Raw genomic sequence first — 16,667 nt, forward strand, 5'->3', positions numbered from 1 at the left:
CGACAATCGGTTAACCGGCGCATGGCGCGTCTTGCACAGGGAGTGTAACGGATGAAAGTGCTGGTTTTTGGTGGTACGGGCATGCTGGGTCAAGGCGTTCTGCGCGAGTGTTTTAACGCAGCCGATGTCAGCCAGATTTTGAGTGCAGGACGCGGCACGCTGGGCCAGTCGCACCCCAAACTGCGGGAGCTGCAGATTGCAGATGCCAGCCAGCTGGCGCTGCATGAAGCCTCACTGACCGGCTTTGATGCCTGCTTTTTCTGCCTTGGTGTTTCCTCCAGCGGCATGACTGAGGCGGACTACCGCAAGATCACTTACGACTACACACTGACTGCCGCCCGCCTGTTGGCGCGATTGAATCCAGACATGAGCTTTATTTATGTATCCGGTGCGGGGACCGACAGTACGGAAAAAGGCCGGGTCATGTGGGCGCGGGTGAAAGGGGCGACAGAAAACGCCTTGCTGGCGCTGCCATTCAAAGGCGTGTACATGCTGCGGCCGGGGATTATCCAGCCGCTGAACGGGGCGGTCTCCAAGACGAAGTCTTACCGGGTGTTCTATTCGCTGGCGCGGCCGGTGTTGCCCATTTTGCGCAAGCTGCTGCCGGGGCAGATCAGTACTACAGAGCAGATTGGGCGGGTGATGCTGGCGCTGGCGCGGGAGGGGGATCAGCACCGGGTGCTGGAGAGTGCTGAGATCAACCGGATGTAGGGTGGATTCGTAGGGTGGATTCGGAGCGGTAGCGACAATCCACCGCTTGCGACTCAGTAGCCCGGATGAAGCGATAGCGAGAATCCGGGGTAGCGGGCGTGGTTCATATTGTTGTGGGTTGTTAGCGCCTTCGGCGCGGATTTGAAAAGCATTTGTAGGGTGGATTCGGAGTGGTAGCGACAATCCACCGTTTGCGGTGTTTGCGTGTTAGCGCCTGACGGCGCGGTGGTTTTGATACCGGCGGTGGCCGGAGCACGTCACTTTCTTTGCTTCGCCACCTCGGCGACCCCAAAGAAAGTAACCAAAGAAAGGCGACCCCAGCCTGGCGGCCCTCCGGGCTTCCCTCGGTTGGTCGGGAGCCCAAGGTCTCCCTCCACGTCCTCGGCGCTTGGCTTTAACGGGGAGGGAACGTCAAAAACAACGCCCCCCTAAACCCAACTTCAACTTCAACTTCAACCCCAGCGGCAATTTTGTCCAGCGCACCGCCCCCACTTCGTCATTCCCGCGAAGGCGGGAATCCAGTGGGCCGCCGTAGGTGGCCTTGCCGACCGCCGTTGAAATCCATGCACCCGTCCGCCAGTTTGTGGTGCTCCGCAACGATGTGACACCAAGCCGTGCCGTTGACCTGGCCTGGCTGTCCCCACCCCACAAAAAAGGCCGGGACAAAGCCCGGCCAGGTGCTGATGGAGCACTGCTCATCGCGGATACGTTACGCCGCGCGTTCGTTCTGCGCTTCGTCGGCGTTGGCGGCGGTGTTCGGGGTTTTTTGCAGGGTGCGGCTCTTTTCGCCGTTGAGCGAGGTCGGCACGTTGCCGGCAATGGTGACCCGATGCATCACGCGGTGGGCGTCGCCGTAGTCGTTGATGGCGTAATGCTGGGTGGCACGGTTGTCCCAAATGGCCACGTCGCCGGCTTGCCAGCGCCAGCGCACGGTGTTTTCCAGGCGGGTGACGTGGCTTTGCAGCGCGGCAAACAGGTGGTTGAAATCGTGCGTGGTCAGGCCTTTGAACTTCTGCACAAAGTGACCCAGCAAAAGATGACGTTCGCCGGTTTCCGGATGGACGTGCACCACCGGGTGCTCGGTTTCATAAAGGGTGGAGGTGAACACCTTGCGGTAGCGAGCCAGTGCTTCGGCGCTGGTGTCGGTGCGGTAGGCGGCGTAGTCGTATTCGTTGCTATGGATTGCCCACAGGTTATCGGCCAACTGGCGCAGCGGCTCAGGCAGGTCGGTATAGGCGGTGTGGGTGTTGGCCCAGACCGTGTCGCCGCCGCTTTCCGGTACTTTGATCGCACGCAGGATGGACGCCTTGGGGTAGGCATCGACAAAGGTCACATCGGTATGCCAGCTATTGGCGCGGCCGCCGTGGGCGGAGTCGAGTTCCAGCACGTAGTCAGTGCCGGAAACGCTCGGCACGGTGGGATGGGCGACTGGATCACCCAGCAATTGGCCGAAGGCTTGCTGGCCAGCGTCGTCCAGCGTCTGGCCGCGCAAAAAGATGACTTTGTATTGGCGCAATGCCGCCTTGATCGCATCGACCGCGTGCGCTGGCAGATCGCCCGACAATTGCACGCCACGGACTTCTGCGCCGATGCGGCCGGCGACAGGGTGAAGGGTGATTTCGCTCATGATGTGTTTTCCTTATCTCGATAACGGGGCGTACCCGGCATGGCCAGGCGCGCTACAGGTATGGATCAGACAACGATTGCAAAGCAGCATGAAGACCGGTTTGCGCCAGCGCCCTGCTGGCGTTGCATATAATCTAATGTGTATAACAAACGTTTATTAAATAATATTTTGTTATATTTCGGCCAAAACCGGTTTTTCCCGAAGAAAACCTTTGTTTTTCATCAGCTTGAATGTGGTCCCGGCCAGAAAATACCTGCTGGCTTGCCCCCTTGATCACCAGTGACCCGTGAGCCTCTGGCTGTAAGCAAGACGCTGCCCGAGTCTGTCTGACCGATATTCAGCGCAGCGACGCCACCTGGTTTGCGCACGGTGCTTTCGCGCCGGGCCCCGCAAATCACGGCTCAATTGCTTGATTCAGGCAATCTTTTTTTGGAAAAAAACGCACACCTAACGCCAGAAGTGCCTCTCAGTTACCTGTCAAAACTTGCAGGGTTTGCCAGCAAGGCGGAGTTTTTGCTTGCGAATTGCTGGTGGCGGTGCCAGAAAACCGGTTATCAGCAGTAAAAAAGTGATCGTCGCACCGGTCTGGTGCCAAAAGACCAGTGGGGCGATGACGGGAGTCTGGACATGAAGTGTTCCACCACGGGGATCATGATGCTGGCCACGCTGGGCATCGGGGCCACGGCGGGGGTTGCGCATGCCGGTGCCATTACCGGACAGATCGCGGTCGCGTTGCGGATTTCCAGCGGTTGCCAGGTGACCAACGGGGCCAGCGGCAATGACAGCATCGGCAATATGGGTACGCTGGATTTCGGCACGGTATCGCCCACCTGGAATAGCCCGCTGGCGGCCAACTTGTCGGGGCAGGGTACATCTGGCCAGTTGCAGGTGACGTGCGCGCCCGGCATTACCGCGTTCACGGTCACGGTGGATGGGGGGCTGCGCGGTAACCGCACGCTGGGTTATGCCCAGAATACGGTGGCGTACGAAGTGTTCCAGAACCCGGCGCGCAGTGTGACTTACCCGATTGGCACGCCCAAGACGTTTAACGTACCCCAGGACGGATCAGCAGTAACGGTCCCGATTTATGGCGCGGTGACGCCGAACCCATCCACGGCCAAAGTGGCTGGTACGTATGCCGACACGTTGTTGATGACTTTGAATTTCTGAGATTCGTGGAGGGTTGTCATGAAACATCTAACCCGAATGATGCCCGTCGTCTTTGCGATGCTGGTTATGGGTGTTGCCAGTGTGGCCTGGGGTGGTACCACCACGGGCCAGGTCAACTCCACCATGACGCTGACCGCAGCATGCCAGGTCAATGGCAGCACCAGCAGCAGCGGCGTTAACTTTGGCACCCTCAATTTCGGTAGCCAGACCACCCTCTTCAACACGGCAACCGCCCAGGTCAACGGCGGCAGCGGCGCGATTGCCGTGCAGTGCTCACCCGGCGCTGGCGCGGTGCTGACGTTCCAGGCTGGCCAGCATGATGCCCAGGTGAGTGGCGGCTCCCGCGCCATGGCCAACGGCAGCGGCAAGTTCATCCCGTACGATATTTACTCTGATGCCGGCTACAGCACGGTGCTGGCCAGTGGCGCAACCGTGAACATCACGGAAGATGGCACGACGCAGACCGTCAACATTTATGGACGCGCCGTCGGGGTGGCCGGGCTGACGCCGGGCACATACACCGACGTCATCGCGGTCCAGCTTAATTTCTGAACCCCTTTCGCCACATTCACCCCGCTCCCTTGACCTGTACACCAGTCAGCCAGGAGAAGCGCGATGGATTACTTGCCGCGGCGCGGTATGGCGTTGCTCGTCCTGCTCCTGGTGCTGGTCCCCGCCGCAGAGGCGGCCACCAGCACCACGTTCCAGGTGTCGGCCACCATTCAGGCGGGTTGCCAGGTGAACAACGCGGCCGCCCCGACCAGTGTGGGCACGCTGGGCACCCTCAATTTTGGTACGCAATCGGCCTTGTCGACCGCCACACTCAGTACCAGCCTTACCCCCAATGCCTCTATCACGCTGGCCTGTACGCCTGGCGTGACCTTGAACATGCAAGTGGACAGTGGCCAGAGCTACGCTTCGGGCCGTCGCCTCAAGCGCACCAGCAACAGCCAGACCGTGGCGTACCAGCTATTCAGCAACGCCGCGTTGAGCAACGCTATTCCGGTCAACACCGCCACGGCCATCAACTACAGCAATTCGGCGGCCATTCAGTTGCCCATTTACGGCAGCGTGCAACTGCCGGGCAATCTGCCGGCGGGCACGTATCAGGATCAGGTGGTGGTGACCTTGCAGTGGTAAACCCGACGCCGTTGTCGTTTGCCTTCATGTGGAGTGCCTGACATGGTTTTTCGCAACGCATGGCCCCTTGCCATTGCGCTGATGACCTCGCTCTTGCTGGCCTGGGCACCCGCCCGTGCAGGCAGTTCCGTGCTGATCTGGCCTATTGATCCGGTGATTGATAGCGACGCCAAAGCTGGCGCGTTGTGGCTGGAAAATCGCGGCGCGGATGCGGTGACCTTGCAAATCCGGATCTATGCCTGGGGCCAGAACGGCAAGGACGACACCTTCAAGGCGCAAAATGCGGTGGTCGCCAGCCCGCCGTTTGCTTCTATCCCGCCGGGAGAGCGCCAACTGGTGCGGCTTACCCGGATTGAGCCACCGCGGCCGGGTACGGAGGAGTCTTATCGGTTGCTGATTGATGAAATCCCCGCCGATGCACAGGGCGACAATGCCAGCGATGCACAGTCGGCGGGGATTACCTTCCAGATGCGCTACTCGGTACCGCTGTTTGTCTATGGCGATCATCTGTGGCTGAAAGAGGACCCCCGCAAAAAGCGCCTCGCCGCCGAACAAGGCGTACCGCGGCTGACGTGGCGTGCCGTGCGCGAGGGGGATCGTTATTTTCTGGAAATCACCAACCAGGGCGTGGTGCATGCGCGGCTGACAGAGGTCTCCATTGGCGTGCCGGGGCAGCAGCCGTATATGGTGGATGGCTTGCTGGGCTATGTGCTGGCCGGCGGCACCATGCGCTGGCCAGTGCCGCAACCCGTTGCGCCAAAGGCGGTGATGCGCGCGACCGTCAACGGGACGGGTGAGCCAGGTGTTATTCCTTCCGCCAACTGACCCATGCGGGCAGAACGGGAAAACGGCCCGGTATCAGTCCACCTCTCTGCCTTGCTGGTCCGTGCTGGTGGCCGGGCCGCGCTGCTTGGCATGTTGCTGCTGACGCCCACAGCGGGGCGCTCCGCCAGTACCGGTTTACCCCCTGCGCCGCGCGCCATGACGTCTCCGGCAGATACCGCGCTCTACCTTGAACTGGTCATCAACGGGTTGCCACAGGGCAAAGTGGTGCCCGTGATCAATCGGGATGGTCATTTCTATGTGGCCTTGTCTGACCTGTCCGGCTTGCATCTGCCCTCTGGCATCCGTTTTGATCTGGCCGATGGGGCGGCGGCGGTGGATACCGTGCCCGGGGTGAAAGTGAAGTACGGCCAATCCACCCAGCAACTCTTGATTGATGTGCCACCAGACTGGCTGCCGACGCAAAACGTGGGTCCGGCGGTGCCCAGCGTGCATGCCCCCGCCCGGGCCAGCCCCGGTGCACTGTTCAACTATGACATCTATGCCAGCAAGCCGCAGATCGGCGCAGGTGGTGTTTCGGCCTGGCATGAGTTTCGCGCGTTTGAAGATGAAGGCGTGTTTTCCAGCACCGGCACCTACCACCGGTCGTTTGCCGGGCAGGCCCAAAGCGCGGATGGCTATACCCGCTACGACACCACGCTGACGCATTCTGATGAAGACAGCATGCAGACCTGGCAATTGGGTGATGTGGTGACCAACTCCCTGTCCTGGACCAGCGCCGTGCGGCTGGGCGGCGGGCAGATTGCGCGGGATTTCTCTATCCGCCCGGATGTCATCACTTACCCCTTGCCGCGCTTTGCTGGCGAGACCGCGGTGCCGACCTCGGTCGATCTGTTTATCAACGGCTACAAAAGCAGCAGCGCACAGTTGCAGCCGGGGCCGTTTGCGCTGACCAACGTGCCGTATATCAATGGCGCGGGTGAGGCCGTGGTGGTCACGACGGACGCGCTGGGCCGCCAGGTCTCCACCACCATTCCATTCTATGTGGCAACCACCTTGCTGCGGCCTGGCGAAACCGACTTCTCCGTTGCCGGCGGCAAGCTGCGGATGGATTACGGCCTGCGCAGTTTTTCCTACGGAGATGGCGCGGTCAGTGGCACGCTGCGGGGCGGCGTGACCAATAACCTGACACTGGAAAGCCACGTTGAGGCGGCGCACGGCTTTGCCCTGGCCGGCGGCGGACTTGCCCTCAAGCTTGATGACGCAGGGGTCATCAATTTTTCTGCCAGCGGCAGTCATATGAATGGCCAGAGCGGCAACCAGGTCAGCGTGGGCTATCAGTACAGCAACCGGCGCTTCAGTTTCAATGCGCTGCATATCGGGCGCAGTCTCAACTACGGCGATTTGTCGACCTACGACATCAAGCTGGGCAGCTTTGCCCGCGCCAGCACCCAGGTGACCGGCAATGTGTCGCTGGATCGCTTTGGCAATATCGGCGCGGGGTATTTTGACGTGAAATCGTCGGATGGCAGCCGCACCCGCCTCGTCAATTTGTCCTGGAGCCTGGGTTTGTGGGGCGCCAGCAGTATTTATTTTTCGCTCAACCGGGATCTGGACGAAAAAACCTGGGCGGGCGCAGCGCAACTGGTGGTCCCGCTGGATAACTGGGGCACCGTGACCGCCGGCATGCAGCATGTCCCGGGCACAGGCAACCAGGAGCAACTGAACTACAGCCGTGCCGTGCCTTCAGAAGGCGGCTTTGGCTGGACGCTCAATGAAAGTCGCGGCAGCAATATGCCCGACTACCACCAGGCTGACCTGACCTGGCGCAACCGCTATACGCAGTTGCAGGGCGGCGCGTACGGCAACCCGGGCAATTTCACCCGCTGGGGCGAGGCGACCGGGGCACTGGTGTATATGGACAGCGACGTGTTCCTGACCAACCGGGTGAACGAAGCCTTTGTGCTGGTCAGCGCAGACGGGCAACCGAACCTGCCGGTGCACTACGAGAACCAGTATGTTGGCAGTACAGATCGCAACGGTCACTTGCTGGTGCCCTGGACCACCTCCTGGTATCCCGCACATTACGATATTGATCCGCTCAATCTGCCGTCTGACTACGACACCCCCATTGTGGAACAGCGCGTAGCCGTGCGGGCGGGCAGTGGCTATTTGCTGGAGTTCCCGGTGCGGCACATTGTGGCCGCCGTCATCACGCTGGTCGATAGCCAGGGCCAACCCTTGCCGATTGGCACGCGGGTGACGTTGCTTGATAGCTCGGCGGTGATGCGGCTGGCGCTGGTAGGGTGGGATGGCAAAGTGTATTTCGACGACCTGCAGCCAGAAAACCGCATCCGGGCGGAACTGGCGAATGACCGGTTTTGCGAACTCACCTTTGCGGTGGAAAGCACCCGCCATACCGCTGCGCAGGTCGGCCCCTTGCTGTGCGTACCGGCAGGACCATGATGGGCATAAGGAGCAAGCAATGAGCCTTTTGAAAAACCTGGGACGGCTGCTGCTGGCGGGTATGTTCATGGCCAGTGCCGCCACAACGTGGGCCGCCGCCGCGTGCCAGGCCAGTAACGGTACCGGGTCTCTGGGCACGACCATCAGTTCGTTTTCTGTCTACAACGCCCAGCAATCCACCACGGCCACCAGCGGCATCAAATGCACCGGTTCGCTGGTGTCCTTGCTGGGTACCAATGTGGTGACGGTCACCATTGCCAACTCCGCCAACAAAACCGGCACCCAGGCCCGGTTACTCAACACGACGACGGGGGCCGATTATGTGCCCTATATCATCTGCAAGGATTCCAGCTGCGGCACCGTTTACAACGTCGGCTCGTCCATCACCTGGAGCAGTACCTCGCTGCTGGGTTTGCTGGGGCTGTTCAACAACAGTGACGGCAGTCTGCCGCTCTACATCCGCACCATGACCGGCGCGCGGGTGGCGGCGGGCAATTACACGGATACGCTCACCCTGAACTGGACCTGGCAATTGTGCGATCTGGGCGTCGGAGGCTTATGCCTTGTGATCACCGGATCGGGGACCTCAACGGTCGGGTTGTCGATGGGTGTGGTCAACGATTGTGTGCTGACGGCACCCAACGTGCTGTTTGGCGTGGCCCCGCTGGCCAACGGCTTTGCGGACGTGAACCAGGTGGTTCAGGTGGTATGTACCAAGGGCGCCAGCTACACGGTGGGGATGTCCAACGGCAACAACTGGTCTGGCACGGTGCGACAGATGAAAAGCACGGCCGGCGGCTTTTTGCAGTACGACATCTATAAACCGGACAGCACGCGCTGGGGCCCCACCGGCACGGACCGGCGCAGCAGCAGCGCGGCCGATGCCAATGCCGGCACCTATGACGGCGTGACCACCCAGGGTTACAACTATCGCGCCAGTGTGATCCAGACCCAGACCACACCGGCCACAGGGGCCTACACCGACCTGATCACGCTGGATATCCTGTTTTAACGCGCGGCACTATGCTGAAACAGACGCCTCAAGCGGAGTGGCCCTGTGCGTGCCTGGTCTGTGGTGATGTGGATAATGATGGCGCCGGTGATCGCGGCCGATCACAACGCGGCATGGCGCGCCTATCAACAAGGTGATTACGCCCATGCGTTACCGGCGTACCGGGCGGCCGCGCAAAAAGGTCAGCCGCTGGCACAGTACAACTACGCCATGATGCTATGGCGCGGTGAGGGTACGGCAATCGCGCCCGATGAAGCCATTGTCTGGCTGCGCAAAGCCGCAGACGGGCATCTGGCCCAGGCCCAGTACGCGCTGGGTTTGCTGTATGAAAACGGCGACCATCTGCCCCGCTCGCAAACCGATGCCACCCACTGGTTTTTACTGGCCGCCGCGCAAGGCCATACGGATGCGCAAACCAGCGTCGCCACGCAGTACTTTCTGGGGCGCGGCGCACCCAAAGACATGGTGCAGGCCGCGCGCTGGTACAGACAAGCGGCGGAAGGTGGCGATGTGGGCGCGCAGTATATCGTCGCCACCATGTATGAAAAGGGGGAAGGCCAACCCCAAGACCTGGCCGAGGCGTGGCGCTGGTATTCCGCCGCCGCCTTGCAAGGAGACCCCGCTGCGGCCATCCGCGCGCGGGATCTGGGGCAGCGTTTGCGCGGTGCCGGCGTGGCCAGCGCCGCGCATTAGGGCTTACACCCGAAAGCGTCCGGCGGTGCTGCGCAGGTCTTGCGCCAGGCTTTCCAGCTTGCGCACGGATTCCAGCGCGCTGTGGACGGAGTGATCGGAGGCTTCCACCATCTGCGCAATGCGTTCGATATGGCCGGCAATGCTGTTGCTGGCTTCGCTCTGTTCGCGCGTGGCACCGGCTACTTCGCGGATTTTATCCAGCGTGTTGGCGGCGGCCTGGCTGATTTCCTGCAGCGATGCCGCCGCACGTTCGGCCAGGTTTACCCCGTGTTCCACCTGCGATGTCACCTGGGTCATGCCGGTCACGGCCTGGCCGGTATCGTGCTGTACGGCTTCAATGGTGCGGGTAATGTCCTGGGTCGCCCCGGTGGTGCGTTCTGCCAGTTTGCGCACTTCGTCGGCCACCACGGCAAAGCCGCGGCCTTGTTCGCCGGCACGGGCCGCTTCAATCGCGGCATTCAGTGCCAACAGGTTGGTCTGGTCGGCAATTTCGCGGATCACCCGGGCAATGCCGTCAATCTCGCGCGAGCGCTCTACCAGGCCATGAATCTGGGTGGTGGCATCGCCCACCTTTTGCGAAATCTGGCGGATTTCGCCAGCCGCCTCATGCACCAGTTGTTCGCCATCGGTCGCCAGTTTGACCGAGTGTTGCGAACTGCCCGCGCTATCGCCCGCGTTGGATGAGACATGGTTGATGCTCACGGTCATTTCTTCCACCGCAGCGGCCGTGCTGGCGGTGAATTCCGATGAGGCGCGCGAGCCCTCGCTGATCTGGTTCATCTGCCGGGTGAGCGAGGACGCGGCCTCGGCCAGGCTGCTGGCGGCGTCGTTAAAGCGTTGCGCCATATCCCTCAGGCCATCCTGCATGCGGCTCATGGCACCCAACAGGCTGTCGCTGCGGCCGTCCACCTTGATACGGCGGGTCAGATCGCCCGCTGCAATGGCAGAGGCAATTTCGGCCGCATAACCCGGATCGCCGCCGAGCTGGCCAATGATACGGCGGGACATGCCGATCAACAGCGCGGCCACCACGGCCAGCACAATACACACCACCACCAGCATCACGCCGGCCTGGTTCCAGAAGCTGGTATCAATATCGTCAATGAAAAAGCCGATGCCGATGATCCATTGCCACGGTTCAAATTTGACGACGCCGTTGAGCTTGGGCAAATCGGCTTTGGTGCCGGGTTTGGGCGTGAGAATGTTCATCAGGCCAATGCGATCACGCGCCAGCGCTTCGTCATACAACTCGGAGGTATAACGACCATCGGGCATGCGCGTGCCCTTGTCGATCTTGCCGACGCGGTCCGGGTTGGGGTGCACGATCATGCGGTTGTCAGTGCCGCGTACAAAGAAATAAATATCTTTGAAGCGCATATGGCTCAGGGCCTCGCCGGCGCGTTTTTGCGCTTCGTCGTGGCTCAGTTTGCCGGCGGCTTCTTGCTGCTGGAAGTAAGTGACCATGCTGTTGGCCTGTTCCAGCGCAGTTCTGATCTGACCTTCGCGGTCCGCCATCATGGCGTGACGCAAACTGATCAGCCCGACAGCGGCACTGATCAACAAGCCGGCCAGGGCCGCCCCAATGATGATCCAGACACGGGTTTGTAGCTTCATTGCAGGCCCCTCACTCAGCAGTGCCAAAGTGTTTTAAATGACATTGGAATTGTAAGGCTACAGCGTATTTATTAAATATAAAAGCGTTTGAAGCTGACGCTGGCGGACGGTGGACTCAGGGCTGATCGTGCCGGAACGGGGTTTGTGCTGCTAACGTTTCAGCCCACTCATCGACAGCCTGGCGCTCATTCTTCAAAAAGCGTCCAACGGCATCGGCAAAGCGGGGATCGGCCAGCCAGTGCACCGACCACATCGTGACCGGAAGAAAGCCCCGCGCAAGCTTGTGTTCTCCCTGGGCGCCCCCTTCAAAGGTATCCAGACCGCGTTCCAGTGCAAACTCCAGCCCCTGGTAATAGCACAGCTCAAAATGTAGTCCGGGCACAAAACCGGCCGCATCCCACTGCGCGCCCCAGTAACGGCCATAGAGCGCATCCGGCCCCACCAGATCAAACGCGGCGGCAATGGGCTTGCCGTCGCGGCTGGCAATGATCAGCAGGCACGCTTCAGGCATCGCCGCGTGCAACTGCCGGAAAAACGCCAGGTTCAGATAGGGGTGAGAGCGGTGCTCCCGATATGTATTGTTGTAGCAGCGAATAAAGAAAGCCCAGTCTTCATCCGTGATATCCGCAGCATATTTACGCGCTACCGTGATGTCGCCGGCCGGGCCGTTGAGCGCTTTGCGCCGTTCCTGGCGGATTTTTTTGCGCTTGTCGTGATTCATGCTGGCAAGGAAATCATCAAACGTGTGCCAGGCCGGATCGCGCTGCCAGTGAAACTGGATTTGCTCGCGCAGTTGCATCCCGCAGGTGGCGGCAAGGCGGGCGTCCTCCTCATGCGGGAACAGGATATGCAGCGATGAATCCCCCAGTTCCCGCGTGATGCCAATGGCGCTTTCCACCAGCAGGCGGCGATCCTCATCGCTGCGCGCCAGTAAACGTGCTCCGGGTAGCGGGCTGAATGGCACGGCACTGACCAGCTTGGGGTAGTACGCCAGCCCGTGCTGCTCATAGGCACGCGCCCACGCCCAGTCGAACACGTATTCGCCCCAGGAGTGAGACTTGCGGTACAGCAATAGCGCGCCCACCAGTTCGTCATCGCGCCACAGAGTCAGATGGCAGGGTTGCCAGCCGCTGTCGGCATCGACACAGGCGCTTTGTTCCAGCGCGGCCAGGTAGGCGTGTTGCAATGCCGGGTGCGCCCCGGCCAGGGCGTTCCAGGCCGGCGCGGGGATTTCGGCCAGTTGTTCGCAAATACGCAGGGTGACAGACAAGCGCGCCAGGCCTCAATGCAGCTGAAAATAGTCCGGCTCGTTGCCGGCTTTCCATTTGATATTGCAACCCATGCTGGGGATTTGTTCCGCCAGCGGTGGTTTGCCATCTACCAGGGCACTGACCGCACGCTGGATATCTTGCCCGGTCGGTACGCCCAGGTTGGGGCGAGACGTATCAAACTGGCCGCGATAGACCAGCTTCAGTTGCGCATCAAACAGGTAGAAATCCGGCGTGCAGGCGGCACCAAACGCTTTGGCGGCATCCTGGGTTTCGTCATACAAATAGGGGAAGGTGTAGCGTTGCTCGGCCGCGTGGCGGGCCATCAGCAACGGTGCATCGTCCGGGTAGTTCTCTACATCGTTGCTGGAGATTGCCACCATGCCGACGCCCACTTCGGCCAGTTGTGCGCCCAGCGGGGCCAGCACCGGATTGATGTGTTTGACGTAGGGGCAATGGTTGCAGATAAACGCCACCAGCAAACCACGATTACCGGCCAGATCGGCCAGTGTGTGGGGGCGGCCTTCGCCATCAGGAAGGGTAAAGCCGGGCATGGGTGTGCCCAGCGCCAACATTGTGGAATACGTTCTGGCCATGACGGTCACCTGTCAGTTGAGATGGAGAAGATGGGGGCAATTGCGCGAATTTCCCCATTCTAGTCGCATGTCATGACGTGCGGCAGCGTCATGGCCCAAGTCAGCACATCAGGCCGTCCACTCCACCAGGCCCGTCCATGCCGTGATCAGCACGATCAAGCCAAAGGCAATACGGTACCAGGCAAAGGCAATGAAGGTGTGATTGGAGATGAACCGCAGCAAGGCGCGCACGGCAATAAATGCGCTGATCGCCGCAGCAATAAAGCCCACGGCAAAGATGCCGGCGTCCGCAGCATCCAGCGCATGTCGCAGTTTCCACATGCTGTAGATCGATGCCGCGGTCAGGGTGGGGATGCCCAGGAAGAAGGAGAACTCTGTGGCGGCCTTGCGTGACAGGCCAAAAAACAGGCCGCCAATAATGGTGGCGCCAGAACGGCTGGTGCCGGGAATCAGCGCCAGACACTGCGCAAAGCCGATCATGAGCGCGTCTTTCAGAGAAATCCCGTCTACGGTTTCTACCCGCACCTTGTGCTGGCGTTTTTCCGCCCACAAGATCAGTAAACCACCAATGATAAAGGCCAGCGCCACGGGCACCGGCTTGAACAGGTGCGCCTTGATGACCTCGTTAAAGAGCTTGCCCAGGATGGCGGCCGGTATAAACCCGATCAGCACCGCCCACAGCAGATTGCGTTCTTTGCCCGGCTGGCGGGCGCCTGCCACGGTTGAACCAATCTTGGCCCGGTACTCCCAGACCACGGCGAGGATGGCACCCAACTGGATGAAAATTTCGTAGACGTCGCGTTTTTCTTTATCCAGAAAGTTGAGCAAATCTCCGGTCAGGATCAGGTGGCCCGTACTGGAGATGGGCAAAAACTCGGTAATCCCTTCGACGATCCCCATGATCAGGGATTTGATCAGCAAAATCATGTCCATATGCGGTTGTTTCCGTGCGGTTTGGTTGTAGGTCTGGTTTTGTTTTTATGTTGATTTGAACGATTTGAACGTCGTGAAGCTTGGGCAAAGCACTCACCAGCGGGTGGGCATGCTGCGCTGCATTATGGCTTATCCCAGCGGGAGTGGGGCCGGGCGGGCAAATGTGCATTTTGTATAAGCCAACCGCAACCCGGCGCGCTCGGCGTTGCGGGCGCTGACATTGGCCGGGCGGGCCGTGACAAAGGCAAACGCGCAACCCGCCGCGCGGGCGGCCGCCAGCCGGGCGCGCAACAGCGCTTGCTGCACGCCGCGCCCACGGTACTCAGGCAAGGTGCTGGCAATATATAAATGCGCCACCGGGCCGACCGCAGAGGGCAGCAGGGCCATCCCGGCCGTGCCGACCACCTGGCCATCCATCCGCGCGGCAAACAGGCGGGTATCCTCTCGCTGCGTGGCAATGTGTGCCAGCGCCTGCAGCAAGCTGACCGGCCGCGTACTCAACTGCACCGAAAAACCGGCAACCGAATGCGCAATGAACTCGTCGGCGCTCAGGTCGGTGGCGCAAACAATGCGGCCCTCATGCGGCGGCGCGTCGGGCTGGTCATCCAGGGCCCGCACATAAGTGTTGCTGAAGGCGTTGACCTGATAGCCACGATCGCCCAGCAGCGGCAGCAGCGCGGGAGTCACATGCGGGCACAGATCAATTTCCGTACCCAGCCCCATGGCGGCGTAACTGTTCTCCAGTTCAAACAGGGCGGCCGCGGTGGTGCAGTCATCCAGCCCCAGCCCGCACGCATGGTTGAGCTTGCGGCCAAATTCGCGCCGGGTCAGGGCGGCAATGCCGCCACCCAGCGGGATGACCCTGGCGCTACTGTCTTTGCTGATGCCCTGCCAGGCCGCGACTTGCCGGGCCAGGTGATGGGCTTCGGCATGCTCAAGAATCAGCGCCAGTTCGGGGCCGCAATAGATGGGCATCAATGTTTTCCTGCGTGAGCGGTGGCAGATGAACGGTAGGTCTCCGGCGCAAACCCGTGTTTCACCATGATGAAACGACCGCTCGTATGAAAAGTGAATATTTACACGCGGGCTTGGGAACAAACCCCAGGACCCCACGTCTTATCTGGCATGTGCGAGCAATTCGCGCATTTTTTGCTCATCTCCTCCCTGATTAGCGGGCGCCCTCTGGCGCCCCTTTTTTTGTCTGCAATCAGGGCTTGCCATCCACCTGCCATCCACAATCCGTTTTCGTCCTTCTGGCAGTCAGCGGGGCCGACGCTGGTGCTTGACCAGGGTGAGGATGGCTTTTGCCAGTTTCTCGTCTTTTACGCTATCAGCCAGCGCCTGAAAGGCATCGCAGGCGGCACTGTTCATCGTCAAGTCTTTGGCCCGTATGGGTTTTTGCTCGCGCAGCGACCCTTGCACCCTAGGCAGGATTGCGGTAGTTTCCCACCCAGCCTGCGCCAGTACGATGCGCAACTCTGGCGCGGCATAGCGAATACGCGTTGCCGCTGCCGCACTGGTTACTGCCAGCATCAGCGCACCGTCAGTCCATGCTGCACCTACGCAGGCGTGCGCCACCTCAGGCGGCAAAGCTGCCTGCAAGGTTTTGAGTATCTGGTTGTATTCGCCCACGCGGGCAGCCGCATCTTTGAGCACGCGATGCTGGCCGATGAAGCCGGAAACCGGGCCTTTTTTCATATTCTCGATTGCAAGGTCATTCAGGGAGCCTTCCTCTTGAATATTATTCTCATTTCAAATCGCTACTCCAGCGCGCTGAATCTGGGCACAGGCCCGATGGTGGCGCTGGTCGCCTCGCTGGCCCTTCTGGCCGGCGGCATGGGGCTGGCGGTTGGCATGTCGCTGTCGGGCAGTTCGCCCAAGCAGTTGTGGCCGCTGATCAAACCCGTGCGCCAGGCCGAACTGGACGCCATGGCCGTGCGCCTGGGTGAATTGCAAGCGCGCCTGATCCGTTTGAACGGTCTGGCCCAGCAAGTGGGCACCAAAGCCGGGATCGACGTCAAACCTTTCGCTTCTGACGCGCCAGTACCGCGCGGCGGTATGGAAGCACACGGACATGCCATGTCGGCAGCCGAGTTGCTGCGCCAACTGGGGTCAACCGAGTCGGGCGTGGGCAATATGTACGACCAGTTCAACCTGGCCGAGACCATTTTGTTGCGTCCATCCAGCACCACGTTACCGACGCTGGCGCCGCTCACCAGTGGCTTGCAGTCGTCCAGTTTCGGCTGGCGGATCGACCCGTTTAACGGCCATCAGGCGTTTCACGAGGGGCTGGATTTTGTCGGCGCGGTGGGCACCCCCATCAAGGCGGCGGGCGCGGGCACGGTGGTCTATGCGGGCTTTCACCCCCAATATGGTAATATGGTGGAGATTGATCACGGCAATAATCTGACCAGCCGTTACGCGCACGCCAGCAAGCTCCTGGTGAAAGTGGGTGACCATGTTGAGGCCGGTCAGGTGGTCTCTGAAATTGGCAGTACCGGCCGGTCTACCGGCCCGCATCTGCACTTCGAGATCCGTTACCGCGGCGTGGCGCAGAACCCCTTGCGGTTCCTGGCACAAAACACGCAGAACAACGTAGGTACGGTTGCCAGCACAGAGGGTCCGCACGACTGATCGTCAGCCAGCGCGTACCA

Annotated in this window: 16 protein-coding genes; 9 read left to right on the top strand and 7 right to left on the bottom strand. The window is 60.8% G+C overall.

Annotated elements, in window-relative coordinates; all coding sequences use genetic code 11:
- Positions 1 to 51: 51 nt before the first annotated feature.
- Positions 52 to 711 carry a Rossmann-fold NAD(P)-binding domain-containing protein gene (locus HNQ50_RS19230; protein WP_184102851.1) on the top strand — a complete coding sequence of 220 codons (660 nt, stop codon included), beginning with the start codon at positions 52 to 54 and terminating at the stop codon, positions 709 to 711.
- A gap of 709 nt (positions 712 to 1,420) precedes the next feature.
- On the opposite strand, the gene HNQ50_RS19235 is transcribed toward HNQ50_RS19230, so the two are convergent.
- Positions 1,421 to 2,338, bottom strand: coding sequence for a TauD/TfdA dioxygenase family protein (locus tag HNQ50_RS19235; protein WP_221303267.1), 918 nt, complete (start codon positions 2,336 to 2,338; stop codon positions 1,421 to 1,423).
- 627 nt (positions 2,339 to 2,965) lie between these two features.
- Here HNQ50_RS19235 and HNQ50_RS19240 point away from each other — a divergent pair.
- The 7 genes from HNQ50_RS19240 (at position 2,966) to HNQ50_RS19270 (ending at position 9,602) form a co-directional block, all read left to right on the top strand.
- Positions 2,966 to 3,508 carry a Csu type fimbrial protein gene (locus HNQ50_RS19240; protein WP_184102852.1) on the top strand — a complete coding sequence of 181 codons (543 nt, stop codon included), beginning with the start codon at positions 2,966 to 2,968 and terminating at the stop codon, positions 3,506 to 3,508.
- An 18-nt stretch (positions 3,509 to 3,526) separates the two neighbouring features.
- Positions 3,527 to 4,060 carry a Csu type fimbrial protein gene (locus HNQ50_RS19245; RefSeq protein WP_184102853.1) on the top strand — a complete coding sequence of 178 codons (534 nt, stop codon included), beginning with the start codon at positions 3,527 to 3,529 and terminating at the stop codon, positions 4,058 to 4,060.
- Between the two features lie 63 nt (positions 4,061 to 4,123).
- The gene (locus tag HNQ50_RS19250; RefSeq protein WP_221303268.1) at positions 4,124 to 4,648 is read left to right on the top strand and encodes a Csu type fimbrial protein; all 525 of its coding nucleotides are present in this window, start codon (positions 4,124 to 4,126) and stop codon (positions 4,646 to 4,648) included.
- Positions 4,649 to 4,690: 42 nt separating this feature from the next.
- On the top strand, positions 4,691 to 5,473 hold the full coding sequence (locus HNQ50_RS19255; protein ID WP_184102854.1) for a fimbrial biogenesis chaperone: 783 nt from the start codon (positions 4,691 to 4,693) through the stop codon (positions 5,471 to 5,473).
- Positions 5,474 to 5,476: 3 nt separating this feature from the next.
- Positions 5,477 to 7,897: a fimbria/pilus outer membrane usher protein gene (locus HNQ50_RS19260; RefSeq protein ID WP_184102855.1), complete on the top strand. Its 2,421-nt coding sequence runs from the start codon at positions 5,477 to 5,479 to the stop codon at positions 7,895 to 7,897.
- A 19-nt stretch (positions 7,898 to 7,916) separates the two neighbouring features.
- Complete coding sequence (locus tag HNQ50_RS19265; RefSeq protein WP_221303269.1) at positions 7,917 to 8,909, top strand: Csu type fimbrial protein; 993 nt, start codon at positions 7,917 to 7,919, stop codon at positions 8,907 to 8,909.
- A gap of 45 nt (positions 8,910 to 8,954) precedes the next feature.
- Positions 8,955 to 9,602 (top strand): tetratricopeptide repeat protein, encoded by a 648-nt coding sequence (locus HNQ50_RS19270; protein WP_184102856.1) that lies wholly within the window; start codon positions 8,955 to 8,957, stop codon positions 9,600 to 9,602.
- A gap of 3 nt (positions 9,603 to 9,605) precedes the next feature.
- Here HNQ50_RS19270 and HNQ50_RS19275 read toward each other — a convergent pair whose 3' ends face one another.
- The 6 genes from HNQ50_RS19275 to HNQ50_RS19300 form a co-directional block, all read right to left on the bottom strand.
- Positions 9,606 to 11,216, bottom strand: a complete 1,611-nt coding sequence (locus tag HNQ50_RS19275; RefSeq protein WP_221303270.1) for a methyl-accepting chemotaxis protein — start codon at positions 11,214 to 11,216, stop codon at positions 9,606 to 9,608.
- A 115-nt stretch (positions 11,217 to 11,331) separates the two neighbouring features.
- Positions 11,332 to 12,486 carry a GNAT family N-acetyltransferase gene (locus HNQ50_RS19280; RefSeq protein ID WP_184102857.1) on the bottom strand — a complete coding sequence of 385 codons (1,155 nt, stop codon included), beginning with the start codon at positions 12,484 to 12,486 and terminating at the stop codon, positions 11,332 to 11,334.
- A gap of 12 nt (positions 12,487 to 12,498) precedes the next feature.
- On the bottom strand, positions 12,499 to 13,080 hold the full coding sequence (locus tag HNQ50_RS19285) for a thioredoxin family protein (RefSeq protein ID WP_184102858.1): 582 nt from the start codon (positions 13,078 to 13,080) through the stop codon (positions 12,499 to 12,501).
- 108 nt (positions 13,081 to 13,188) lie between these two features.
- Entirely contained in the window at positions 13,189 to 14,013 is an 825-nt protein-coding gene (locus tag HNQ50_RS19290; protein ID WP_184102859.1) for an undecaprenyl-diphosphate phosphatase, read from the bottom strand.
- Positions 14,014 to 14,142: 129 nt separating this feature from the next.
- Complete coding sequence (locus tag HNQ50_RS19295) at positions 14,143 to 14,988, bottom strand: GNAT family N-acetyltransferase (protein ID WP_184102860.1); 846 nt, start codon at positions 14,986 to 14,988, stop codon at positions 14,143 to 14,145.
- 285 nt (positions 14,989 to 15,273) lie between these two features.
- On the bottom strand, positions 15,274 to 15,711 hold the full coding sequence (locus tag HNQ50_RS19300; protein ID WP_184102861.1) for a DciA family protein: 438 nt from the start codon (positions 15,709 to 15,711) through the stop codon (positions 15,274 to 15,276).
- A gap of 36 nt (positions 15,712 to 15,747) precedes the next feature.
- Here HNQ50_RS19300 and HNQ50_RS19305 point away from each other — a divergent pair, with 36 nt between their 5' ends.
- Complete coding sequence (locus tag HNQ50_RS19305) at positions 15,748 to 16,647, top strand: M23 family metallopeptidase (RefSeq protein ID WP_184102862.1); 900 nt, start codon at positions 15,748 to 15,750, stop codon at positions 16,645 to 16,647.
- The last annotated feature ends 20 nt before the right edge of the window (positions 16,648 to 16,667 follow it).

This window comes from Silvimonas terrae (assembly GCF_014202765.1).
Classification (GTDB): Bacteria; Pseudomonadota; Gammaproteobacteria; order Burkholderiales; family Chitinibacteraceae; genus Silvimonas; species Silvimonas terrae.

What these genes read in the sequence shown, in the direction of transcription:
- HNQ50_RS19300 (WP_184102861.1), bottom strand. Translation starts at nt 15,711, where the DNA reads ATGAAAAAAGGCCCGGTTTCCGGCTTCATCGGCCAGCATCGCGTGCTC.
- HNQ50_RS19275 (WP_221303270.1), bottom strand. Translation starts at nt 11,216, where the DNA reads ATGAAGCTACAAACCCGTGTCTGGATCATCATTGGGGCGGCCCTGGCC.
- HNQ50_RS19240 (WP_184102852.1), top strand. Translation starts at nt 2,966, where the DNA reads ATGAAGTGTTCCACCACGGGGATCATGATGCTGGCCACGCTGGGCATC.
- HNQ50_RS19230 (WP_184102851.1), top strand. Translation starts at nt 52, where the DNA reads ATGAAAGTGCTGGTTTTTGGTGGTACGGGCATGCTGGGTCAAGGCGTT.
- HNQ50_RS19255 (WP_184102854.1), top strand. Translation starts at nt 4,691, where the DNA reads ATGGTTTTTCGCAACGCATGGCCCCTTGCCATTGCGCTGATGACCTCG.
- HNQ50_RS19295 (WP_184102860.1), bottom strand. Translation starts at nt 14,988, where the DNA reads ATGCCCATCTATTGCGGCCCCGAACTGGCGCTGATTCTTGAGCATGCC.
- HNQ50_RS19235 (WP_221303267.1), bottom strand. Translation starts at nt 2,338, where the DNA reads ATGAGCGAAATCACCCTTCACCCTGTCGCCGGCCGCATCGGCGCAGAA.
- HNQ50_RS19260 (WP_184102855.1), top strand. Translation starts at nt 5,477, where the DNA reads ATGCGGGCAGAACGGGAAAACGGCCCGGTATCAGTCCACCTCTCTGCC.
- HNQ50_RS19290 (WP_184102859.1), bottom strand. Translation starts at nt 14,013, where the DNA reads ATGGACATGATTTTGCTGATCAAATCCCTGATCATGGGGATCGTCGAA.
- HNQ50_RS19245 (WP_184102853.1), top strand. Translation starts at nt 3,527, where the DNA reads ATGAAACATCTAACCCGAATGATGCCCGTCGTCTTTGCGATGCTGGTT.
- HNQ50_RS19265 (WP_221303269.1), top strand. Translation starts at nt 7,917, where the DNA reads ATGAGCCTTTTGAAAAACCTGGGACGGCTGCTGCTGGCGGGTATGTTC.
- HNQ50_RS19250 (WP_221303268.1), top strand. Translation starts at nt 4,124, where the DNA reads ATGGATTACTTGCCGCGGCGCGGTATGGCGTTGCTCGTCCTGCTCCTG.
- HNQ50_RS19285 (WP_184102858.1), bottom strand. Translation starts at nt 13,080, where the DNA reads ATGGCCAGAACGTATTCCACAATGTTGGCGCTGGGCACACCCATGCCC.